Origin of the sequence: Pantoea sp. UBA5035 (assembly GCF_002415245.1) — a bacterium.
Lineage (GTDB): Bacteria > Pseudomonadota > Gammaproteobacteria > Enterobacterales > Enterobacteriaceae > Pantoea > Pantoea septica.
In genome coordinates this window covers 279,623-300,561 of the sequence record NZ_DICD01000028.1, presented here as the reverse complement: position 1 = coordinate 300,561, position 20,939 = coordinate 279,623, and the positions used below count along the sequence as shown (strand labels likewise).

Here is a 20,939-nt window from a genome sequence, read left to right as displayed (position 1 = left end):
CTGACGACAGGCAAAAGCGTGCCGCCGCACGCGCAGAACGCGTAACGTGATTTAAGTATGTTGTAATTAAATAGCGCTTTGTTGCTGCTGCCAGAGGCGGGCGCACACTGCCGCCATCGCCTCTGCCGGATCGATCGCCGCGCTCGGCGGCTGCCAGCTAATCGCGCGCAGCGCCAGCGGCACTTCGGTACAGGCCAGCACCAGCCGCTCCGCGCCGCGATCCAGCAGCCCCTGCGCCTGACGCGCCAGCAGCGCGCCGCCCGCCGCAATATCGCCGCGCTTCACCGCGTAGCAGCCCGGCACAAAATAGTCCGCGATCTACGCGGCCGTGGGCAGCAGCGTTTCGATGCCGCGCTGCGCAAAGCGCCGCTGAAACCAGCCCGCGTCCAGCGTGCCCTGCGTCGCAATCAGCCCCACCGAGGCGGGTGCCAGCGCCGCTGCCGCCTCCGCCGCCGCGTCGGCGATATGCAGCAGCGGCGCGCGGCTGGCGGCCTGTAGCGCTTCGAACCAGTGGTGCGCGGTATTGCAGGCGATCACGATATGGCTGGCGCCGACGCGGTTCAGCCGCGCAATGCCGTCAATCAGCTGCGGCAGCGGCGACGGCCCCTGGCCCGCCAGCGCCTTTTGCCGATCGGGGATCTGCGGCACGTTCCAGACCACCATCGGTATCTGCTGCTGGTCGCTGGCGCTGTTCACCGCGCGCAGCAGCTGATACTGAAAATCGACGGCGGCGAGCGGCCCCATGCCGCCGAGCACGCCGAGCAGAAACGGCTCAGCCATGAGCGAAACTCGCCTCAAGCGGCTGCTGATAGCCAAACAGCCCCGCCGCGCCGCCGGTGTGGATAAACACCAGGTTCTCATCCTGTCGGAAGCGGCCCTGACGGATCAGATCGATCAGCCCGGCGAAGCCTTTGGCGGAGTAAACCGGATCGAGCAAGATGCCTTCGTGCTGCGCCAGCAGGGTCAGCGCCTCCAGCGTGCTCGCCGCAGGAAGGCCGTAGCCGTCGCCGACGTAGTCGCTGTTGGCCACCACCGCCTCGCGCGGCAGCGGCTGCGTCACGCCCAGCAGCTCAAGCGTTTGCGACGCCAGGTTCCAGACTTTCTGCTCCTGCTTCTCTTTCGGGGCACGCACGCTGATGCCCAGCACCGGAATGCCGCTGTTGCTGGCGAACAGGCCGGCCACCAGGCCTGCCTGAGTACCGCTGCTGCCGGTGGCGTGCACCACATGATCGATGCGCAGACGCTGCTCCGCCGACTGCCACAGCAGCTCCTGCGCGCAGGCGACGTAGCCCAGCGCGCCGACTGGGTTCGAGCCGCCGCCGGGGATCACATAGGGGCGATGCCCCTGTTCGCGCAGCTGCGCGGCGTGCTGCTCCATCGCCTGCTGCATATCGGCCCCGTTGGGCAGATGCGCAATGATTTCGCCGCCCAGCAGCTTGTCGAGCAGAACGTTGCCGGAGCGCTGGTAGGCTTCGCCGTAGTCGCTGACGCGCTGTTCGAGAAAGACGTGGGCTTTCAGACCGAGACGCGCCGCGCCGGCAATGGTCTGGCGCACGTGGTTAGACTGGGTCGCGCCCTGGGTAATCACGATGTCCGCCTTTTCTGCCAGCGCCTGCGCCAGCAGAAACTCCAGCTTGCGCGTCTTGTTGCCGCCCGTGGCGAGGCCGGTGCTGTCGTCACGCTTGATCCAGAGCTGCGGGCCGCCCAGCAGCTTCGTCAGATTGTGCAGCGGCTCCAGCGGCGTGGGAAAATGGCCCAGCGAAAGACGGGGAAAACGGGCGAGATGCATAGCGCACTCCTTGACAGGTTAAACAGGGATTTGCCGGTACTTTATGCCGGTAGCGCGCTGATGTTTAAAAAGAAATAGTGCTATCCATTGCGGGAAAAAGCACAAGCGCGCTAGTGCCGTTTATCGATGCGCGCCACCAGCCGGTCGCCCAGCCACTGAATGCCGCACACCAGCACGATCAGCACCGCGATCACTGCCACCATCACCGCGGTATCGAAGCGCTGATAGCCGTAGCGAATCGCCAGGTCGCCCAGTCCGCCCGCGCCAATCGCGCCCGCCATCGCCGACGCGCCAATCAGCGCCACCAGCGTCACCACGAAGCCGGCCAGAATGCCCGGCAGCGCTTCGGGGATCAGCACGTCCCAGACGATGCGCAGCTTGCTGGCGCCCATGGCGCGCACCGCGTCGATCAGACCGCGATCGACGTCGCGCAGCGAGACTTCCGCCACGCGCGCAAAATAGGGCGTGGCGGTGATAGATAACGGCACGATCGCCGCCCAGGTGCCGAGCGAGGTACCGACCAGAAAGCGGGTAAAGGGGATCAGCGCCACCAGCAGAATAATAAAGGGCAGCGAGCGGAAACCGTTGATAATCAGGCCGAGCACGCGGTTGACGCCGAGATGTTCGGCGATGCCGCCCGGGCTGGTCATCACCAGGATCAGGCCGAGCGGCAGTCCGGCGAACAGAGAAAAGAGCCCGGAGATCGCCGTCATGATCAGGGTCTCCCACAGCGCGTTGAGCAGCAGATCAATCATTACTGGCGACATAACCCACCTTTTCTACCTGAGCCTGCTGCTGCTGCAGCCAGGCGAGAACCCGTTGCTCATCGGCGCTGTTGTCAGCCGGAATGGCAATAAAGAAGCGCACCACCGCGTAGTGCTGAATATGGTCGACGCCGCCCTGAATCAGGCGAAACGCGCCGGGCAAGGCGCAGGCGAAACGCGTCAGCAACTCCCCCTGCGCCTCCTGCCCGGCGAAGTGCACGTTGTAGATCACCTCGCCCTGTTTTTGCTGGCTCAGACGCGCGGCAATGTTGTCGGGCAGCTGCGGCAGCAGCCCGCGCAGCAGCGTGCGCGTTAGCTGCGCCTGCGGATGCGCGAACACCTGCCACACCGGCCCCTGCTCGATAATCTCGCCGGCGTCGATGACCGCCACGCGATGCGCCACTGACTTAATCACCTCCATCTCATGGGTGATCAGCAAAATGGTGATGCCAAGCCGCTGATTCAGCGATTTCAGCAGCGCGAGGATCGAACGCGTGGTTTCCGGATCGAGCGCCGAGGTCGCCTCGTCGCACAGCAGCAGCGCCGGGCTGGCCGCCAGCGCGCGGGCGATGCCGACGCGCTGCTTCTGGCCGCCCGAGAGCGCCGCCGGGTAGTGCTGCGCCTTATCGGACAGCCCCACCAGCTCCAGCAGCTCCGCGACGCGTCGGGCGCGCAGGGCTTTCGCCATGCCGGCAATCTTCAGCGGCAGCGCCACGTTCTGCGCCACGGTTTTCGCCGACAGCAGATTGAAGTGCTGGAACACCATGCCGACGCGGCTGCGGACTTTTTGCAGCTGCTTCTCCGACAGGCCGGTAATCCGCTGCCCCTCAATCTCAATTTCGCCTTCGTCAGGCTGCTCCAGCCCGTTAAGGCAGCGGATCAGCGTCGATTTACCCGCGCCGCTGCGGCCGATAATGCCAAGGATCTCGCCCTTGCGCACGCTGAGCGATACCCCTTTTAGCGCCTGGGTCGCGCCGAAGCGGCGCGACACGTTTTGCAGGCGCACCACGCTAACGCCGCTCGCGGCAATCTCCTCCGCCCGCTCAGCCACGCCGCGCACTACCGCGCTGAGCGGAGCGACTGTCTCTGAAAATACCGTCATGCTCGCTATCCTTACCAGGCGGTCAGGCCGGTGCCTTTGTAGACCTGATCAAACACCTTCTTCACCGCGTCGTTCTGGTAGGAGGCGACCAGGGTTTTTACCCAGGGCGCGTCGACGCTCTCTTTTTTCACCGCGATAAAGTTGTTGTAGGGATTATCTTTCACCGGCTCTTGCGCAATGCGGTCTGCTTTGGTCAGGCCGCTTTTCAGCGCCCAGTCGGTATTCACCACCGCCGCGTCGAGATCGGGCACCGAACGGCCGATAATGCCGGAGTCCAGCTCTTTGATCTGAACGTGGCGCGGATTGTCGGTGATATCCGCCGTGGTGGCGGCAATACCCGCGCCTGCGCGCAGTTTGATCACGCCCTGCTGCTCAAGCAGCACCAGGCCGCGCGCCTCGTTGGAGGGATCGTTCGGCACGCCGATGACCGCGCCCTCTTTCAGATCGGCTGCGGATTTGACCTTTTTTGAGTAGAGGCCGATCGGCCAGACGGCGGTGTCGCCGACGCGCACGATGTCATAGTGGTTGACCTTGATCTGATTGTTGAGGAAGGGCTGATGCTGGAAGGCGTTCGCATCGACTTCGCCGTTCTGCAGCGCTTCGTTCGGCTGGTTATAGTCGTTAAATACTACGGTTTTTACCGTTAACCCTTTTGCCGCGGCCTGTTTCGCCACTTCGCGCCAGACATCCTCATCTTCGCCGCTCATAATGCCGACTTTGATTGAGGTTTTATCGGCGGCCCAGGCCGCTGAAATCGGTGCCAGCGCTGCGCCCGCCAGCAGCAGCGCCGCCGTGGTGAGAGTCAAAAATTTATTTTTAGCCTGTACCGCGTAAGTGTGCATAAGGTGTTTCCTGAAAGTTATAATCGCGGGAGTCAAAGTTAACCGTCGCAACGACAGTTAGCCGCAGTATACGCAGTTGCTTATATCCACATTATGATTTTTACGGGAATGCTATTCCTGAATTGAATATAAACACACAGCCGCTCGCGTCGCCAGACCGATCCGGCGGGCTGTGATACCATGCTGGCTGGATTTAATTTGTTACTGAGCGCTATGTCGGACACCACACCAAAACGAAAAAACGACCCTGAAGGGCTGAAAAAACGCATTCTCGCCGGCGCCCTGACCACCTTCGCCGAGTTCGGCATGCAGGGCGCGCGACTGGAGCAGATCGCCGAAAACGCGCAAACCACCAAACGCATGGTGGTTTATCACTTCGGCAACAAAGAGAAGCTCTATATCGAGGTGCTGGAGCAGGTCTACCAGGCGATCCGCCAGCATGAGACCGGCCTGAACCTGGCGGCGATGGAGCCGGAACTGGCGATGAGCAAGCTGGTGGAAGCGAGCTTTGACTACCACGTCTCTCACCCCGACTTTATGCGGCTGGTCTGCACCGAAAACCTGCTGCGCGGCCGCTATATCTCGCAGTCGCCGCGCATCAAGGCGCTGAACCGTAGCGCCCTCGACGTGCTGGACGATATTCTGGCGCGCGGTCAGCAGCAGGGCGTGTTTATTCGCGAGGTTGAAACCATCGACGTGCACCGCCTGATCAGCAGCATCTGCGTGCATCACGTCTCTAACCGCTACACCTTCAACGCCCTTTTCAGCCCCGACAACAGCGAAGAGGAGAGCGTCCGCCGCAATCGCCAGCTGGCGGTAACGGCGACGCTGCGCTACATCCGTAAAACGGGTTAAGGGAAGCGACAACGCTGTGATGGGCTACGCTTAACTGACGCCAATTCACCGATCTCAACACAGGAACGCAGTCGTGAGCAGAGACGCCGAACGTTATCCTCTACGCAACACCACCCTCAGCGCCGAAGACGATGCGCTATGGAACTGGGCGCAAAATGCCCGGGTTGGCAGCCGCCAGCAGTTACACCAGCCGCGCAGCGAGGCGGAGTTACAGCAGCTGCTACGCGCTACCCAGGGCCGCGTGCGCGTGGTCGGCAGCCGCCTGTCGCCGGGCCGCATGCTGAATGTCGAAGAGGATGACCTGCTGGTGGATATCAGCGCCCTTTCCGGCCTGCTGGCGCAGGATGAGCAGAGCGTCACCGTCGGCGCGGGCACCACGCTCAACGATCTCTATATTCAACTTACCGCGCTGGACCGCATGCTGGCCGCCTCGCCCGGCGTGATTGCGGTGCAAAAGCTGGCGGGCGCGATGGCGACCGGCACGCACGGCCAGGGGCTGCATCAAAGCTCGCTGGCGGACGAAGCGCTGCGCATTCGCATGGTGCTGGCCGACGGATCGATCCGCGAGTTCACGCGCGGCGAGCCGGATTTTCCCGCCGCGCAGGTGACGCTCGGCGCGCTCGGCATCGTTACCGCCGTCACGCTGCGCACTCAGCCCTTCCGCATTTACACCTGCCATAAAAACGCGGTGTCGGCGGATAATCTTGAGCAGGATTTGCTGCGCTGGAACAGCGAGTACGCGCTGAGCAAAGCCTGGTGGTTTGTCGACGATAATTTGATGCACGTCTGGAACGCGAACGAAGCGAAGGCGCAGGAAACCGCCGAGTGGCAGGCTAACGGCCGCGAGGTGGTGAAGCACGCCGATCAGGGCGACGACAGCCTGAACAGCACTATCGACCAGACGCTGGAGCAGATGCATCGCGACACGCAGATCCACGGCAAAGGCGGGAAACAGTTCCGCACCGTAACGCGCTTTCGCGACTTTACCGACGTCACCGGCGATATCTATCAGCTGTTCTGCCGCGGCATCGCGGTACCGCAGATTAACGTCGAAATCGGCGTTCCCCTTTCGCGTACACCTGCGGTTATCAGCAAAATCAAACGCTGGTACGCCGCAGACCGGCCGCATATGCACTATCCGATTATCCTGCGCTGCACCGGCGCGTCGGAAGCCTGGCTCAGCCCCGCCTACGGCGAGCCGACCTGCTTCTTCGGCTTTGTGGTCTATTACGCCGACGACGGTTCGCTGTCGCAGGATGGCCTGCACTTTCTTACCGAGGTAGAAAAGCTGCTGGCGGAAGAAGGCGGACGCCCGCACTGGGGTAAATATTACGACGCCGGACGCTACGCCTGGCGCGACGTTTATCCGCACTGGGACGACTTCCGCACGCTGTGCCGCGAACTGGATCCGCAGCGCCGCTTCAGCAACGATTATCTGACCGCGCTTTTTGACTGACTTTTACAGGGAGAGAACCATGTTTGCATGGGTTACGCTGCTGACGCAGCCCGATTATCTGGTGGGCGTTAAGGCGCTGCACCGTTCGCTGAAACAGAGCGGCACGCGCTGGCCGCTGGTGGTGATGACCACCGATGCGATCCCGCAGGCGGATTGCGCAGCCTTACAGGCAGAAGGCTGCGTGGTGCATCCGGTCGATCCGATCTATCCCAACAGCGCGCTGGAACAGCACTACGCCTCGGCGCAGTTCGGCGAAGTCTGGACCAAACTGCGCGCCTGGCAGCTGACCGACTACGCGCGAGTGGTGTTCCTCGATGCGGATATGCTGGTGCTGCAAAATATGGATGAGCTGTTTACGCTCGATCTCGGCGACAACCTGCTGGCGGCCTGTCACGCCTGCCGCTGCAACCCTAACCAGATCGCCTCTTATCCCGCCAGCTGGCAGCCGGAAAACTGTCACTATACCTGGCAGGATCGCGGCGAGCCTGCGCCTGTTCTGCTGGATAACTACCTTAACGGCGGTTTTCTGGTGCTTACGCCGGACAATGCGCTCTTCGAACAGCTGGCCGACCGCGTTGCCGCGATTGTGGACCTGAAGGCTTATCCCTTCTCAGAGCAGGATCTGCTGAACGAAGCGTTTCACGGACGCTGGCTGCCGCTCTCCTATATCTACAATGCGCTGAAAACCCTGCCGTTTCAGCACAGCCGGATGTGGAAAGAGAGCGAGGTGAAGAACCTGCACTTTATTCTGGCGAAGCCGTGGAAGCGCGATTTGCAGCAGCCGGAGAGCGAACGCGACCGCTACTATGCGCTGGATAAGCTGTGGTGGGAGAAAGCCGCAGGATAATGATTTGGGCGCGCGGCGTCACGGGCCGCGCGCTGCTCCGCTAAACCGCCTGCCAGCGCCGCTCGGTGGCGGAAACCGCAATCGCCTCCAGTACCTTCTGCACCTGCAACCCTTCGGCAAAATCGGGCCACAGGCGATCGCCTGCCGCGATGCCGTTAATCAGGTCGCGAATTTCCACCGTTTTCTGATCGTTAAAGCCGATGCCATGCCCGGCCGAGACGCAGAAGTTAGCGTAGTCGGGATGCGCCGGGCCGGTCAGGATGGTTTTAAATCCCTGACGCCCCGCCGGTTCGTCATGCAGATAGAGTTCCAGCTCCGCCATGCGCTCCTGGCTGTAGCGCAGCGTGCCTTTGGTGCCGGTGACGACATAGGTCAGCCCCATTTTGCTGCCGCAGGCGATACGCGAGGTTTCAATTACGCCGTGCGCGCCGTTGCGAAAGCGCAGCAGCGCGCTCGCCTGATCTTCATTCTCTACCGACAGCTGGCGGCTGGGATCTTTTGCATCGGGACGCGTTTTGATCACCGTCATCATGTCGCCGCTTACCTCTTCGATGTCGCCCACCAGATAGTGCGCCATATTGACGATATGCGCCGCCAGATCGCCCAGCGCGCCAAGGCCCGCCAGCGCCTTCTGGCAGTGCCAGTCGAGCGGCGTCTCCGGCTTCGCCAGATAATCTTCGTTGTGGGTGCCGTAGAAATGCACCACCTCGCCGATCTCGCCGCGCGCGATGATCTCTTTCGCCAGCTGGCTGGTGGGGTTTTTCATGTAGTTGAAGCCCACCAGGGTTTTCACCCCGGCGGCCTGGGCCGCCTGCACCATCTCTTCGGCGTCGGCCACCGAGAGCGACAGCGGCTTTTCCGAATAGACATGCTTGCCGTGGCGGATCGCCTCCAGCGCCATCTCTTTATGCAGGAAGTTGGGCGCGCAGATATCCACCACGTCAATTGCAGGATCGCGCACCAGCTCGCGCCAGTCGCCGGTCGAGCGCGCAAAGCCAAAGGCGGCCGCCTGCTTCTCCGCCAGCGCAGGATTGACCTCCGCCAGCATCTCGCGCACGATTTCGCCCTTTAGCGGAAAAACCGTCGGCGCCTGCGCGTAGGCGATAGCGTGGCAGCGTCCGATATAGCCGCTGCCGATCATGCCGATCCTGACTCTGTTCATCGACTGCCTTCCTGTTTCATAATTGAGTTTTTACGGAATATACGTTTCGAAATAACCCCAGGCAAACAGCAGAGATGAGAAGTGTGAGCCGCTTTGAAATCTTTGTCTTAAGGGATCGTCCGGGAGATTCAGGCAGTGTGACACACGCGCCGTAACAGGCGATTTTTTTCATTAAACCCTGCAGGGAAAAATAATTTTCGTTTGTTAGACGGGAGCATGTTTACCGGCGCACCGGCCTGTGGCGTTTATTTCAGCAGTTGAACATTTTTGTGAAAAAGGGCTTTGACATGGCCGATGCGGGTCGATAATATGCGCCCCGTTCAAGCGATTCCTCTGTAGTTCAGTCGGTAGAACGGCGGACTGTTAATCCGTATGTCACTGGTTCGAGTCCAGTCAGAGGAGCCATATTAGAAAAGCCTGCTTTTGAAGCAGGCTTTTTGCTTTTCTGCGTCATGGCGTTAACTCAAAATAGCATCCAGCCTGGCAAGCACTTCATTTACAACAGCGTCAGGTATGCGTTCCAGCCGCTTGCCGTTCCGGGCTGCCATATCAATGGTTCTGGGCTGGTCACAGCGAATAACGCCAGTCGTTTTTGTCCCTGCCCCTTCCAGTGAAACGGTGAAACCTGCCGTGCGAGCAAAGTTTCCGCCGCTGGTAACGGGAACAACAACGGGTAACCGGGTCAGCTTGTTAAACGATGCCTTCGATACGATAAGTACCGGACGTTTTCCACTTTGCTCGTGGCCGGCAATCGGATCCAGTGAAACCAGCCAGATTTCCCCTCTGTCCATTTACAGGATCTCCTTGCCCACCGCAGGCGCATCAATCCATTCCCGCTCTTCTTCGCTTATTTCAGCGTGCGGATCGCACTGCGCCAGCAGTTCCTCAAGCGAATAACGGGGCCGTTTCTGGGGTTCAATAATCAGGCATCCATTATCAATGGTCATACCTACCTCGCTGTCCGTCGACAGCTCCAGCGTTTTCAGCACGGCGGGAGGAACCGCCAGCATGATGGATCCGCCAACCTTTTTCAGGCGAGTTGTATACATAAAGCACCTCCGAATATTATATTTTAATATAACATCTACGGTGGGCGATGCACAATTATTCATCAGATTCACTGTGATTTCCTTAACGTAATAAAGCGTGAAGAAAGCCTTAATCCATCGGAAGACAGATCCAGCAGTTTTCAAAGGCGACATTGCCGGTAAAACGGCGATCATCCTGATACATCAGGCGCTTCTTTCAGGCCATGAAGCATTTCGTGCAGGCGGGAGCTTAGTTCGCGGTAAGAAGGCCGATAATAGAAAACTGTTTCTGCGGTTCAAAGGATTATGACGGATCTGATAAACGAAATGCGGCGCAGCTTCCGTATCCAGCCTGCGCCGGGGGATATCAGCGGTAACGTGAAGGCAAGTTTTTCATGCGCAATGCCCAGCACAGACAAAAACTGGCCTGTCTTATCGAAAAAATTAATAACTAAACTCTTATTCGATTGATTTAAAAAGCCCGCTCCGGGAAACCTGAGCGGGCTTTTTGCATTTATCATCCCTACTTCCGGCGTCGCTACTCAGCCTGCCGCAGCTGTCTGATCCCCGGCACCAGGCAGGCCGCCAGCGTCGCCGCCAGCACCGCCGCGGCGCAGCTCAGCAGCACCGTCTGGTTGCCGAAGCGCATCGCCAGCGGCCCGGCGGCCAGCTCGCCCAGCGGAATGGTGATAAAAGATCCCATCGCGTCATACGCGTAAACCCGCGCCAGCCGGTCGCGCGGAATATGAGTTTGCAGCGCCTGCGCCCAGATAACGCCGAACTGGCCGAACCCCATCCCGGCGATGCAGAACGCGACCATCAGCCAGCCGGCCGACGCGCCGCCCGCCAGCAGCAGCATGGGAAAAGCGCAAAGCGCCACCAGCATCACGCCGGTGAACATCGCGCGACGCGGACGCCAGCGCAGCGCGATGCCGGAGCCGATAATCAGCCCGACGCTTTGCGCCGCGATCATCACGCCCCAGCGGGCGCGGCCAAAGGCGCCGTCGGCGATAACCGGGCCAAGCACCATCACCACGCCGGTAAAAGCGGCGTTAACCACGGCGAACTGTGCTACCACCGCCCAGACCCAGCTGCGGGCGGTGAATTCTCGCCAGCCGTCGCGTAGATCCTGCCACAGCGTATTATGTGAATCCGCAGGCTGTACGCCGGTGCGCACCGCGTAATAGAGCGGCGCGGCCAGCGCGAAGCCGAACGCGTCCACCGCCAGCCCCCAGCCCGCGCCGATAGTGCTGGTGAGAATGCCGCCCAGCGACGCGCCGATAATGGTGCCGCCATAGACGCCCGACTGAATAAAAGCGTTTGCCTGCCGCAGCTTTGGCGCCGGCACGGTTTGCGGCACCAGCGCCGATGAGGCGGGCAGCGCGATACCTGCGGCCGCGCCGTTGACGGCGCTCAGCATCGCCAGGGTGATCAGGGTCGCGGCCTGCTCGAGCACCAGCCAGGCGACGCAGCTCTGAGAGAGCGCGGCAACAAGCGACGAGAGCAGCAGCACCCGATTACGCGAGTAGCGATCCGCCAGCACGCCGCCAAACAGCAGAAAGAGGACGTTGAAGAGCGAGCGCGCGGCGACCACTACGCCAAGGTCGGCGGCGGAACCGCCCATATCGAGCACCGCAAAGGCGAGCGCCACCGGCGCGACGCTGTTGCCCAGCACCGTCAGCGTGCGGGCGAAAAAGAGGTGGCGGAACGGCGCGTAGTGAAAGGCGTGACGCGGGGTGTTACTCTTCACGGCTGCGCTCCCTGCTGCCGAGCCTGATCCTTATGCTGCTGATAGTGCCTCCCTGCCGCTGGCTGCCGTCGATGTCGTGTAGGGCGAAATCATAACCGGAGTGGCACGCGCTGCCCAGCCCCATCCCGCCCGCGCCGCAAGCTTTGTCGCCGCCGAGCGGTTATCCTTACCCAGTTTACGTCAGAGAAATGAGAGCAGTTGATGGCCGTTACACGGGATATTAAAACCGACATTCTGGACGCGACGCTGACGGTGATAATCAACGAAGGCGTGCGCGGCACCACCTATCGCCGGGTGGCCGATCAGGCGGGCCTCTCGCCCGGCACCCTCACCTATCACTTTCCGCAAACCGATCTGCTGCTGATGGGCGCCTTCAGCTATATGGTGGATACCATCTCCCAGGCGTTCCGCCAGCGCATGCAGAGCGCGACCGAATGCGCGGACGCCTGCGAAGCGGTGGTGGATTTGATCTGCGGCGATGTCTGGGCCAGCCAGCGCCATCTGATCCTGAGTTTCGAGCTTTACTCGCTGGCGGCGCGCAAAGAGGCGTTTCGCCAGCTGCTGCAGCTGTGGATGGCGCGCAGCCGGGCGTCGCTGCACCTCTGCTTTCCCATGGAGACCGCCTGCGCGCTCGATGCGCTGATTGAGGGCTTAACCATCCATAATCTGCTCAACGACGCGCCGATGAGCCGCGACGCTATTTTGCGGGCGGTGCGAAAAATAGCGGACCCGGTTCGGGAATAATATTTCGCCTCTTCGCTCGCGCCGCGCCATTTTTGTATTATTCTCTCGTACATCCGTACGACAAACAGGAGTCGTGATGACGCCTCAACAACAGGCTCGCGGCAAGTGGGCCATTTTCGGTCTGATGTTTATTCCCGGCTTTACCTGGGCGTCCTGGGTCAGCCGCACGCCCTTTATGCGCGATACGCTCGACGCCTCAACCGAACTGATGGGCATGATTCTGTTCGGCTTCTCCTGCGGGTCAATGCTCGGCGTGCTGCTGGCCGGCAAGCTGATCGCCCAGCTCGGCACGCAGCGGGTGATGCGCTACGGCATGGTTCTGCTGCTGATCGGGCTGGTGCTGATGGCGCTCAGCCTGACGCTGGCGAGCGCGCTGGGCGTTTTCGCCAGCCTGACGCTGCTGGGCGGCGGCACGGCGCTGATGGATGTGGTGATCAACGTCGAGGGCGCCGCGTTCGAACGGGCGCTGGGCCGCTCTGTCATGACCATCATTCACGGCTTTTTCAGCCTGGGCACGCTGGCAGGCGCGCTGGCGGGCCTGGTGATGACCGCCGCGGATATCAGCACCAGCCTTCATTTTGCCGCCGTGCTGCTGGCGGATGTGCTGATCGCCGCCGTGGCGCTACGCCATCTGCCTGCGACCAGCGACGGCGAACGCAGCGAACAGACGCACAGCGGCGGCTTTATCGCGCAGGTACGCCATGAGCTGCGCGATCGCCAGCTGCTGATCCTCGGCGTGGTGATCCTGGCGATGGCGCTGGCGGAAGGCTCCGCCAACGACTGGCTGCCGCTGCTGATGATCGATGGGCATAACCTGAGCCACACGCAGGGCACGCTGGTCTATGCCGGTTTTACCGCGGGCATGACGCTGGGGCGCTTTCTCGGCGGCTATGTGGTCGATCGCATCGGCCGCGTCTGGATGCTGCGCGTCAGCGCCTTCTCCGCCGCGTTCGGCCTGATGCTGGTGATCTTCTCCGATAATTCATGGCTGGCTGCGGCCGCGGTGCTGTTCTGGGGCATCGGCGCGGCGCTCGGTTTTCCGCTCACGGTCTCCGCGGCAGGCGACGGCAACAACAGCGCGATTCGCGTCACCATCGCGGCGACCCTCGGCTATCTGGCCTTTCTGGTGGGACCGCCGGGACTCGGCTTTATCGGCGAGCACGCCGGACTGCGCATGGCGATGCTGCCGGTGCTGGCGCTGGTGGTGATAGCCCTGTTCTGCGCCGGGGCGGCGGGCAGCCGCAAGCTGGAAAAAGCGCAACAGGCGAGTTGATCCATGCAAAAAAAACGGCGGCCGAGGCCGCCGTTTTCACGCTTAGCGCCAGCCTAACTCCGGCGCGACATATTTCAGAATCGCTTCAATCACGTGCGCGTTGTAGTCGACGCCGAGCTGGTTCGGCACCGTCAGCAGCAGCGTGTCCGCTTCGGCAATCGCTTCATCCTGCGCCAGCTGCTTGATCAGCGCTTCCGGCTCCGCCGCGTAGCTGCGGCCGAAAATGGCGCGCGTCTTCTCGTCGAGGAAGCCGACGGAATCCTGCTCCTGGCCGCTGCGGCCAAAGTAGGCGCGGTCCATGTCGTTCACCAGCGCAAAGATGCTGCGGCTGACCGACACGCGCGGCTCGCGCTTGTGCCCCGCCGCTTTCCAGGCTTCGCGGTAGGCGCGGATCTGTTTCGCCTGCTGAACGTGGAACGGCTCGCCGGTTTCGTCATCCTTCAGGGTAGAGCTTTGCAGGTTCATGCCCATTTTCGCCGCCCACTCGGCGGTGGCGTTGGAGCCGGAACCCCACCAGATGCGCTCGCGCAGCCCTTCCGAGAAAGGCTCAAGGCGCAGCAGGCCCGGCGGGTTCGGGAACATCGGCTGCGGATTCGGTTTGGCGAAACCTTCGCCGCGCAGCACCTCTAGAAACGCTTCCGTATGGCGACGGCCCATATCGGCGTCGGTTTCGCCCTCCTGCGGCGCATAGCCGAAGTAGCGATAGCCTTCCACCACCTGCTCCGGCGAGCCGCGGCTAATGCCGAGCTGCAGACGGCCGTTGGCGATCAGGTCCGCCGCGCCGGCGTCTTCCGCCATATAGAGCGGGTTTTCGTAGCGCATATCGATCACGCCGGTGCCGATTTCGATTTTGCTGGTGCGCGCGCCGACCGCTGCCAGCAGCGGGAACGGCGAGCTGAGCTGACGCGCAAAGTGGTGTACGCGGAAGTAAGCGCCGTCCGCGCCCAGCTCTTCAGCGGCGACCGCCAGATCGATGGACTGCAGCAGCACGTCCTGCGCAGAGCGAGTGGCGGACTGTGAAGAGGGCGTCCAGTGACCGAAGGATAAGAAGCCAATATTTTTCATAATTCAGTTCCTTTCGCGGGCAGGTTTCGACCCTGCGTGAGAGATAAGATTCGATGGGCAAAGGTTACGTCAGCCGCGTCCTCACTGATAGCCAATAGTTTTCAACCGCATCATCAAGTTTTTCGACATAAGTAAGTCACTCAGGATCTTTCTCTTTTTCCCCGCCTTCGCGCATGTTGTGCTGAATTTGGTCACCTTCGGCAGGTTGCTATGACAAGAGGCTCATCCGACTACCTTAACGCGCAGCAGCGCGCGCAAATCCATCAGTGGAAGCAAAGCTGGCTGTGGCGCAGCGAGCTGCCCACCTGGCTGCTGATGGCGACGATCTACAGCGGCTGGTTCGCCACGCTGGCGTACTGGCAGAGGCTCGGTCTGTGGCCCGCCACGGGGTTGCTGATCCTGTTTACCAGCTGGTACCTGTCGCTGCAGCATGAGCTGATCCATGGTCATCCGACGCGCTTTCCGCGCCTGAACCAGCTGTTTGGCACGCTGCCGCTGGCGGTCTGGTACCCGTACGGGCTTTACCGCGATTCGCACCTGGCGCACCACCGCAACCACAGCCTGACCGATCCCGATGACGATCCCGAAACCTGGTATGTGTCACCGGCGCGCTGGGCGCGGCTGCGGCCCTGGCAGCGCCGGGCGATCCACCTGCGCAATACCTTTCCCGGCCGGTTGCTGCTGGGGCCGCTGCTGGATATTTACGCGGCGCTTCGGTCGCTGCTGCTGGCGATCTGCCGTGTTGAAGGGCGCGCAATCGCCATGTGGATCGTGCATCTGGCGCTGCTGGCCGTGCTGTTCGCCTGGATGGCGCGCCAGGGCTTCTCGCCGCTCCTGTTTACGCTGGCGGTAAGCTACCCCGCGCTGATGCTGACCAAAGTGCGCTCTTTCTATGAACACCGCGCCGCTGCCGATCCGCTGGCGCGCTCGGTCAATAACGAGGCGGGCTGGGCGTGGCGGCTGCTGTTTCTTAATCTCAACTATCACGCGGTGCATCACGACCTGCCCGGTCTGCCGTGGTATGGTCTGCGCAGGGTCTATCTGCTGTGGCGCGACGACTATCACCAGCGCAACCGCGGATTTCGCGCGGCAGGCTACGGCGAATGGATCAGGAATTTTACCACCACGCCCGTTAACGTTAACGCCCATCCGGGCTGGCAACAGGATCTCCCGCATGAAACGGCTTTCGCTACCGATGTACGACATCCATCGTCCGCACACCCAGGCGCTGACCGCCAGGCTGGCACAGCCGTTACGGGCGGATGTTGAATGGCCGGAGGATCTACTGGCGCACTGGCGCGCCGACGATCTGCTGCTGAGTCAGACCTGCGGCTATCCGCTGATGACGCAGTTGCCTGATGTGCAGCTGGTCGGCGCATTTGAACTCAGCGCGCCGGGCTGCGACGGCGCGCGCTACCGCAGCTGGCTGGTGGCGCGCGAGGAAGATGAAAACAGCGCGCTGGTCGATTTCCGCGGCCGCCGCGCGGTGGCCAACAGCCTCGATTCCCACTCCGGCTATAACGCGCTGCGCTACCTTATCGCGCCGCTGGCGCAGCAGGGCCGCTTCTTTAGTGCGACCCGGTTGAGCGGCAGCCATCGCCAGTCGCTGGCGGATCTGCGTGTCGGGAAAGCGGATATTGCGGCGATTGACTGCCTGACCTGGGCGCTGCTGCGGCGACACGCCGCGCACGAGCTGGCGGGGCTGGCGATCGTCGGCGAAACGCCGCTCTGCCCCGCCCCGCCGCTGATTACGTCCGCGCAAACGGATGAAGAGACGCTGACGACGCTGCGCCGCGTACTGACGCAGTTTGTCGAGGAGAAGGCGGCGCGCGCCAGCTTTATTACCGGATTTACCGTGCCGGAGCGCGCCGCGTATCAGGAGATAATGCGCTGGGAGACGCAGGCCGCCGCGCTCGGCGTGACGGCCCTGTAACGCGCCTCGCGCTTAGTGGCGCGCGGCGACCACCGCGTCCGCCACCTGACGCGGCGCCTGCGCGTAGTGGGCGAACTCCATGCTGTAGGTGGCGCGCCCCTGCGTCAGCGAGCGCAGCGCCGTGGAGTAGCCGAACATCTCCGCCAGCGGCACTTCGGCGCGGATAATGCGACCGCCAAAGTGCTCATCCATGCCCTGCACCTGTCCGCGGCGCGACGAGAGATCGCCCATAATGCCGCCCGCATACTCTTCCGGCGTTTCGACCTCTACCTTCATCACCGGCTCCAGCAGCACCGGATCGGCCAGCTTCGCGGCGGCGCGGAAGCCGAGAATGGCGGCCATGCGGAACGCCATCTCCGAGGAGTCGACGTCGTGATAGGAGCCGAAGGTCAGCGTCGCCTTCAGGTCGACGATCGGGTAGCCGGCAATCACGCCGCTGTTCAGCGCCTCGCGGATGCCCTTTTCCACCGACGGAATATATTCGCGCGGCACCACGCCGCCCTTGGTGGCGTCTTCGAACACAAAGCCGCCGCCCGGCTCCAGCGGTTCCAGCGTAAGCACCACGTGGCCATACTGCCCTTTACCGCCGGACTGGCGCACAAACTTGCCCTCGACGTCGCGTGCCGCCTTGCGCAGCGTTTCGCGGTAGGTCACCTGCGGACGGCCGATATTCGCCTCGACGCCAAACTCGCGCTTCAGGCGGTCGACGATGATCTCCAGATGCAGCTCGCCCATGCCGGAGATAATCGCCTGGCCAGACTCCTCGTCGGTGTGCAGCCGGAACGAGGGATCTTCCGCCGCCAGCCGCTGCAGCGCCAGGCTCATCTTCTCCTGATCGCCTTTGGTTTTCGGCTCGATCGACAGCGAAATGACCGGTTCCGGGAACTCCATGCGCTCCAGCGTAATAATGGCGTTGGGATCGCACAGCGTTTCGCCGGTGGTGACCTCTTTCAGCCCGACGCAGGCGGCGATATCCCCGGCGCGGATCTCCTCTATTTCATGGCGCGCGTTGGCGTGCATCTGCACGATGCGGCCGATACGCTCTTTTTTGCCCTTGACCGCGTTCCAGACGCTGTCGCCTTTGCGCAGCACGCCGGAATAGACGCGCACAAAGGTGAGCTGGCCGACGAAGGGATCGCTCATCAGCTTGAACGCCAGCGCCGAGAAAGGCTCGTCATCGCCCGGATGCCGCTCCGCCTCGTTGCCGTTCTCATCCACGCCTTTGATCGCCGGAATATCGGCCGGTGACGGCATCAGCTCGACCACCGCATCCAGCATGCGCTGCACCCCTTTGTTTTTGAAGGCGCTGCCGCACAGCATTGGCTGGATCTCGTTGCGCAGCGTGCGCTGCCGCAGCCCGGCGATAATCTGGTCATGCTCCAGATCGCCGCTCTCCAGCCAGGCTTCCATCAGTTCATCGCTCGCTTCGGCCGCCGCCGAGACCATTTTTTCGCGCCAGGCGTTCGCCTCGTCCAGCAGCGCGTCGGGGATCGGCGCGTAGCTGAAAGTCATGCCCTGCGACGCCTCGTCCCAGTAAATCGCCTGCATTTTCAGCAGATCGACCACGCCGCTGAAGTGCTCTTCCGCGCCGATGGGGATGACGATCGGCACCGGATTTGCGCTGAGGCGATCTTTCATCATCTGCACCACGCGGAAGAAATCCGCGCCCTGGCGATCCATTTTGTTGACGAACGCCAGCCGCGGCACGTGATATTTATTCGCCTGCCGCCACACCGTTTCCGACTGCGGCTGAACGCCGCCGACGGCGTCATAGACCATTACCGCGCCGTCCAGCACGCGCATCGAACGCTCGACTTCGATGGTGAAGTCGACGTGGCCGGGCGTGTCGATAATATTGATGCGGTGCGGCGCGAAGCTGCCGTCCATGCCGGGCCAGAAGCAGCTGACCGCCGCCGAGGTAATGGTGATGCCGCGCTCCTGCTCCTGCGCCATCCAGTCGGTCGTTGCGGCGCCATCGTGCACTTCACCCAGCTTGTGGCTCATTCCGGTGTAAAACAGGATGCGCTCGGTTGTGGTGGTTTTACCGGCATCGATATGCGCGGAGATGCCGATGTTGCGGTAACGCTCAACGGGAAGTGTTCGGGGCATGATGCGTCCTTAGTCGGTTGACTTGTGGCGCGGCGCGCAGGATTGCGCGCCGTCGAGAAGCAGCTTACGCTCACTGTACGACTAAATGCGAACAGTTTGAGCTATAATTGCGCAATTGATAGATCGTAGAACAGGAATACCATGCTGGAAAATCATCCGCAGCCGCACGAGATCAAACTGGAGGAGGTGCTGTTTGCGCTCGGCAATCCGATTCGCCTCGCCATTCTCCAGACGCTGGCGCAGCACGGCGAGCAGAGCTGCAACGCGCTGCGCGGCGAGATCGCCAAATCGACCATGACGCATCACTGGCGCGTGCTGCGCGACAGCGGCGTGATCTGGCAGCGGCCGGTCGGGCGGGAAAATCTGATTTCGCTGCGCCGCGACTGTCTGGATCAGCGCTTTCCCGGCCTGCTCCCCGCCCTGCTGGCGGCGATAGCGCGGCGCTGAGCAACGCCACGCTGGCAACCGCCGCCGTCTGGTTTTAAGGTAGGAGCCTCAACGGCTAAGGGAAAATCGAACATGCGCATTCTTATCGTAGGCGCCGGGGCGACCGGCGGATATTTTGGCGCGCGTCTGGCGCAGGCGGGACGTGACGTGACCTTTCTGGTGCGCGAGCGTCGCTTCAGGCAGCTCAGCGAAAACGGGCTGGTGCTGCGCACGCCGCAGGGCGTGGAGAAGCTGCAGCCGCAGCTGGCGCAGGCGGGATCGCTGCGCGGTCCCTACGACCTGATTATCCTGACGGTGAAAAGTTTCGCGCTGGCGCAGGCGATAGAAGACATTGCGCCCGCCGTAGGCGAACAGACGCTGATTATGCCGATCCTCAACGGCATGCGTCATTTCGACACGCTGCGCGATCGCTTCGGCGATAAGGTGATCGGCGGGCTGGTAAAAATCAACGCGACGCTGGGCGAACAGGGCGAAGTGGTGCGGATGACGTCGCTGCACCAGATCTATTACGGCGCGCTGGATGGCCGTAACGACGCGCGGCTGCAGCGCGTGGACGAGGCGCTGCGCGCGGCCAGCGTCGACGCCTTTTTTTCCGAGAATATTATCGGCGAGCTCTGGGAGAAGTGGCTGCTGCTGAGCACGCTCGGCGCGTTCTGCTGTCTGGCGCGCGGCGATACGCAGCAGGCGCTCACCGCCGAGGGCGGCGAAGCGCTGCTGCGCGGCCTCTTCAGCGAGGTGCTGGCGACCATTACCGCCGACGGCTACCAGCCGCGGCCGGCGGTGACGGCGAAAATCCTCGAGCTGCTGAGCAATCCCGCCACGCCGATGACCTCTTCGATGTATCGCGATTTAAGTCAGGGCTTTGATATCGAAGCGGAACAGGTGATCGGCGATCTGGTGACGCGCGCGGCGCGCAACGGCGTCAGCGTGCCGCTGCTCAACGCGGTGAACGTCAATTTACAGGTCTATTTAAAGAGCCGTTAACTCGCGCCTAGCCGCCAGCTGCGCCTGCACGGCGGGCAGCTGCATCAGGCGATGCCAGGCGGCGTCTACCGCATCGGGCATTTCGACTTCGCCGAAAAAGCCGGCCCCACGCGGGCCGTAGCCCTGTTCATCGTTGCGCAGGCGCTGCACTTCGCCCATCAGCAGCTGCACGAAGCGCTCCAGCGACCACAGCCCCTGCGGCGGCGCGCCGGTGATGCGGGCCATACCGGAATCGAGCGTCACGAACGGGGTAAATACCGGCCAGTTGATAAAGCGCGGCGCGTCGTCGCGCTCGCGCCACTGCCAGCGGAAGGTGGCGTCGGCGCGGCGCTGCAGCAGCGGATCCTGAATCAGTACCACGCGCTGCGGCCGCAGCTGGCGGGCGTCGAGCAGGCGCTGGCTGAAGGCGGCGTTTTCGCCGGAGTTGCGCGACGCCTCCTCCAGCAGCAGATCTTCTTCGTCGAGGCCGCCGAAAACACGGGCGATGGCCGCCAGCATCTGCGCCTCGCTTTTGCCGCGCGTCTCGATATCGCGATAGAGCGGATGCAGCGCCATCGCACGCGCCAGCGCGCCGGTGGCGTGGCCGATGCCGCCGCTGAGCAGCAAGGGCAGCCCGAACCTTTTCGCCAGCGCCACCGCGCCCTCGATATTCGGCAGCACGGCGTGGCCGGCAAGTATCGCCATATCCGCTTCGATGTCGCCTTCGACGGGCATATCGTCCAGCGACAGCCAGGCGGCGATAAGGTTGAGATCCTGAATGGCCTGATGGTTAAGCTGCATCTCTCCTCC

Annotated in this window: 20 protein-coding genes, 1 tRNA gene and 1 pseudogene; 10 read left to right on the top strand and 12 right to left on the bottom strand. The window is 62.3% G+C overall.

Going from position 1 to position 20,939, the window contains the following annotated elements:
• Positions 1-66: 66 nt before the first annotated feature.
• The 5 genes and pseudogenes from B3229_RS20650 to B3229_RS20630 all read right to left on the bottom strand — a co-directional run bounded on the left by B3229_RS20650 (position 67) and on the right by B3229_RS20630 (position 4,497).
• Positions 67-780, bottom strand: a pseudogene (locus B3229_RS20650) (aspartate/glutamate racemase family protein).
• Positions 773-1,789: a D-cysteine desulfhydrase gene (locus B3229_RS20645; protein ID WP_286874011.1), complete on the bottom strand. Its 1,017-nt coding sequence runs from the start codon at positions 1,787-1,789 to the stop codon at positions 773-775. The pseudogene B3229_RS20650 and the gene B3229_RS20645 overlap by 8 nt, the downstream one beginning before the upstream one ends.
• 110 nt (positions 1,790-1,899) lie before the next feature.
• Positions 1,900-2,556, bottom strand: a complete 657-nt coding sequence (locus B3229_RS20640) for a methionine ABC transporter permease (RefSeq protein WP_286874009.1) — start codon at positions 2,554-2,556, stop codon at positions 1,900-1,902.
• Complete coding sequence (locus B3229_RS20635) at positions 2,537-3,655, bottom strand: methionine ABC transporter ATP-binding protein (protein WP_048782315.1); 1,119 nt, start codon at positions 3,653-3,655, stop codon at positions 2,537-2,539. The genes B3229_RS20640 and B3229_RS20635 overlap by 20 nt, the downstream gene beginning before the upstream one ends.
• Before the next feature lie 11 nt (positions 3,656-3,666).
• Positions 3,667-4,497 (bottom strand): MetQ/NlpA family ABC transporter substrate-binding protein, encoded by an 831-nt coding sequence (locus B3229_RS20630; protein WP_286874006.1) that lies wholly within the window; start codon positions 4,495-4,497, stop codon positions 3,667-3,669.
• Between the two features lie 213 nt (positions 4,498-4,710).
• Here B3229_RS20630 and B3229_RS20625 point away from each other — a divergent pair, with 213 nt between their 5' ends.
• The 3 genes from B3229_RS20625 (at position 4,711) to B3229_RS20615 (ending at position 7,655) form a co-directional block, all read left to right on the top strand.
• Positions 4,711-5,352, top strand: a complete 642-nt coding sequence (locus B3229_RS20625) for a TetR family transcriptional regulator (RefSeq protein WP_033750734.1) — start codon at positions 4,711-4,713, stop codon at positions 5,350-5,352.
• 73 nt (positions 5,353-5,425) lie between these two features.
• Positions 5,426-6,808 carry a D-arabinono-1,4-lactone oxidase gene (locus tag B3229_RS20620; protein WP_286874000.1) on the top strand — a complete coding sequence of 461 codons (1,383 nt, stop codon included), beginning with the start codon at positions 5,426-5,428 and terminating at the stop codon, positions 6,806-6,808.
• Positions 6,809-6,827: 19 nt separating this feature from the next.
• Positions 6,828-7,655: a glycosyltransferase family 8 protein gene (locus B3229_RS20615; protein ID WP_286873998.1), complete on the top strand. Its 828-nt coding sequence runs from the start codon at positions 6,828-6,830 to the stop codon at positions 7,653-7,655.
• A gap of 40 nt (positions 7,656-7,695) precedes the next feature.
• On the opposite strand, the gene B3229_RS20610 is transcribed toward B3229_RS20615, so the two are convergent.
• Positions 7,696-8,817 carry a Gfo/Idh/MocA family protein gene (locus B3229_RS20610; RefSeq protein ID WP_286873995.1) on the bottom strand — a complete coding sequence of 374 codons (1,122 nt, stop codon included), beginning with the start codon at positions 8,815-8,817 and terminating at the stop codon, positions 7,696-7,698.
• A gap of 329 nt (positions 8,818-9,146) precedes the next feature.
• Between B3229_RS20610 and B3229_RS20605 the strand changes: the two genes are divergently transcribed.
• Positions 9,147-9,222 (top strand) — tRNA-Asn (locus B3229_RS20605).
• Between the two features lie 53 nt (positions 9,223-9,275).
• On the opposite strand, the gene B3229_RS20600 is transcribed toward B3229_RS20605, so the two are convergent.
• The 3 genes from B3229_RS20600 to B3229_RS20590 all read right to left on the bottom strand — a co-directional run bounded on the left by B3229_RS20600 (position 9,276) and on the right by B3229_RS20590 (position 11,595).
• Positions 9,276-9,608 carry a type II toxin-antitoxin system PemK/MazF family toxin gene (locus B3229_RS20600; protein ID WP_286873993.1) on the bottom strand — a complete coding sequence of 111 codons (333 nt, stop codon included), beginning with the start codon at positions 9,606-9,608 and terminating at the stop codon, positions 9,276-9,278.
• A complete protein-coding gene (locus B3229_RS20595) occupies positions 9,609-9,866 on the bottom strand; it encodes an AbrB/MazE/SpoVT family DNA-binding domain-containing protein (RefSeq protein ID WP_048782244.1) in 258 nt (85 codons plus the stop codon). It lies immediately after the preceding gene.
• A 517-nt stretch (positions 9,867-10,383) separates the two neighbouring features.
• Positions 10,384-11,595 (bottom strand): MFS transporter, encoded by a 1,212-nt coding sequence (locus tag B3229_RS20590; protein WP_286873990.1) that lies wholly within the window; start codon positions 11,593-11,595, stop codon positions 10,384-10,386.
• A gap of 201 nt (positions 11,596-11,796) precedes the next feature.
• Here B3229_RS20590 and B3229_RS20585 point away from each other — a divergent pair, with 201 nt between their 5' ends.
• Both B3229_RS20585 and B3229_RS20580 read left to right on the top strand, forming a co-directional pair.
• On the top strand, positions 11,797-12,339 hold the full coding sequence (locus tag B3229_RS20585; RefSeq protein ID WP_048782251.1) for a TetR/AcrR family transcriptional regulator: 543 nt from the start codon (positions 11,797-11,799) through the stop codon (positions 12,337-12,339).
• A gap of 76 nt (positions 12,340-12,415) precedes the next feature.
• Entirely contained in the window at positions 12,416-13,612 is a 1,197-nt protein-coding gene (locus B3229_RS20580; protein WP_286873988.1) for an MFS transporter, read from the top strand.
• Positions 13,613-13,654: 42 nt separating this feature from the next.
• On the opposite strand, the gene B3229_RS20575 is transcribed toward B3229_RS20580, so the two are convergent.
• A complete protein-coding gene (locus tag B3229_RS20575; RefSeq protein ID WP_286873985.1) occupies positions 13,655-14,677 on the bottom strand; it encodes an LLM class flavin-dependent oxidoreductase in 1,023 nt (340 codons plus the stop codon).
• A 210-nt stretch (positions 14,678-14,887) separates the two neighbouring features.
• Here B3229_RS20575 and B3229_RS20570 point away from each other — a divergent pair, with 210 nt between their 5' ends.
• Together B3229_RS20570 and B3229_RS20565 are read left to right on the top strand one after the other, a co-directional pair.
• The gene (locus B3229_RS20570; RefSeq protein WP_286873984.1) at positions 14,888-15,946 is read left to right on the top strand and encodes a fatty acid desaturase; all 1,059 of its coding nucleotides are present in this window, start codon (positions 14,888-14,890) and stop codon (positions 15,944-15,946) included.
• Positions 15,852-16,610: a phosphate/phosphite/phosphonate ABC transporter substrate-binding protein gene (locus B3229_RS20565; RefSeq protein ID WP_286873982.1), complete on the top strand. Its 759-nt coding sequence runs from the start codon at positions 15,852-15,854 to the stop codon at positions 16,608-16,610. The genes B3229_RS20570 and B3229_RS20565 overlap by 95 nt, the downstream gene beginning before the upstream one ends.
• Positions 16,611-16,622: 12 nt before the next feature.
• Here B3229_RS20565 and fusA read toward each other — a convergent pair whose 3' ends face one another.
• Positions 16,623-18,719: an elongation factor G gene (gene fusA, locus B3229_RS20560; protein WP_286873980.1), complete on the bottom strand. Its 2,097-nt coding sequence runs from the start codon at positions 18,717-18,719 to the stop codon at positions 16,623-16,625.
• A 141-nt stretch (positions 18,720-18,860) separates the two neighbouring features.
• Between fusA and B3229_RS20555 the strand changes: the two genes are divergently transcribed.
• Together B3229_RS20555 and B3229_RS20550 are read left to right on the top strand one after the other, a co-directional pair.
• The gene (locus B3229_RS20555; RefSeq protein WP_286873979.1) at positions 18,861-19,166 is read left to right on the top strand and encodes an ArsR/SmtB family transcription factor; all 306 of its coding nucleotides are present in this window, start codon (positions 18,861-18,863) and stop codon (positions 19,164-19,166) included.
• Positions 19,167-19,238: 72 nt separating this feature from the next.
• Positions 19,239-20,150: a ketopantoate reductase family protein gene (locus B3229_RS20550; RefSeq protein ID WP_286873977.1), complete on the top strand. Its 912-nt coding sequence runs from the start codon at positions 19,239-19,241 to the stop codon at positions 20,148-20,150.
• On the opposite strand, the gene B3229_RS20545 is transcribed toward B3229_RS20550, so the two are convergent.
• Positions 20,136-20,930 (bottom strand): ElyC/SanA/YdcF family protein, encoded by a 795-nt coding sequence (locus B3229_RS20545; protein ID WP_286873975.1) that lies wholly within the window; start codon positions 20,928-20,930, stop codon positions 20,136-20,138. The two genes, B3229_RS20550 and B3229_RS20545, sit on opposite strands and share 15 nt — an antisense overlap.
• Between the last annotated feature and the right edge of the window lie 9 nt (positions 20,931-20,939).

Coding starts and splice junctions, on each gene's coding strand:
- B3229_RS20645 (WP_286874011.1), bottom strand. CDS start 1,789: ATGCATCTCGCCCGTTTTCCCCGTCTTTCGCTGGGCCATTTTCCCACG.
- B3229_RS20640 (WP_286874009.1), bottom strand. CDS start 2,556: ATGTCGCCAGTAATGATTGATCTGCTGCTCAACGCGCTGTGGGAGACC.
- B3229_RS20635 (WP_048782315.1), bottom strand. CDS start 3,655: ATGACGGTATTTTCAGAGACAGTCGCTCCGCTCAGCGCGGTAGTGCGC.
- B3229_RS20630 (WP_286874006.1), bottom strand. CDS start 4,497: ATGCACACTTACGCGGTACAGGCTAAAAATAAATTTTTGACTCTCACC.
- B3229_RS20625 (WP_033750734.1), top strand. CDS start 4,711: ATGTCGGACACCACACCAAAACGAAAAAACGACCCTGAAGGGCTGAAA.
- B3229_RS20615 (WP_286873998.1), top strand. CDS start 6,828: ATGTTTGCATGGGTTACGCTGCTGACGCAGCCCGATTATCTGGTGGGC.
- B3229_RS20610 (WP_286873995.1), bottom strand. CDS start 8,817: ATGAACAGAGTCAGGATCGGCATGATCGGCAGCGGCTATATCGGACGC.
- B3229_RS20600 (WP_286873993.1), bottom strand. CDS start 9,608: ATGGACAGAGGGGAAATCTGGCTGGTTTCACTGGATCCGATTGCCGGC.
- B3229_RS20595 (WP_048782244.1), bottom strand. CDS start 9,866: ATGTATACAACTCGCCTGAAAAAGGTTGGCGGATCCATCATGCTGGCG.
- B3229_RS20585 (WP_048782251.1), top strand. CDS start 11,797: ATGGCCGTTACACGGGATATTAAAACCGACATTCTGGACGCGACGCTG.
- B3229_RS20580 (WP_286873988.1), top strand. CDS start 12,416: ATGACGCCTCAACAACAGGCTCGCGGCAAGTGGGCCATTTTCGGTCTG.
- B3229_RS20575 (WP_286873985.1), bottom strand. CDS start 14,677: ATGAAAAATATTGGCTTCTTATCCTTCGGTCACTGGACGCCCTCTTCA.
- B3229_RS20570 (WP_286873984.1), top strand. CDS start 14,888: ATGACAAGAGGCTCATCCGACTACCTTAACGCGCAGCAGCGCGCGCAA.
- B3229_RS20565 (WP_286873982.1), top strand. CDS start 15,852: ATGAAACGGCTTTCGCTACCGATGTACGACATCCATCGTCCGCACACC.
- fusA (WP_286873980.1), bottom strand. CDS start 18,719: ATGCCCCGAACACTTCCCGTTGAGCGTTACCGCAACATCGGCATCTCC.
- B3229_RS20555 (WP_286873979.1), top strand. CDS start 18,861: ATGCTGGAAAATCATCCGCAGCCGCACGAGATCAAACTGGAGGAGGTG.
- B3229_RS20550 (WP_286873977.1), top strand. CDS start 19,239: ATGCGCATTCTTATCGTAGGCGCCGGGGCGACCGGCGGATATTTTGGC.
- B3229_RS20545 (WP_286873975.1), bottom strand. CDS start 20,930: ATGCAGCTTAACCATCAGGCCATTCAGGATCTCAACCTTATCGCCGCC.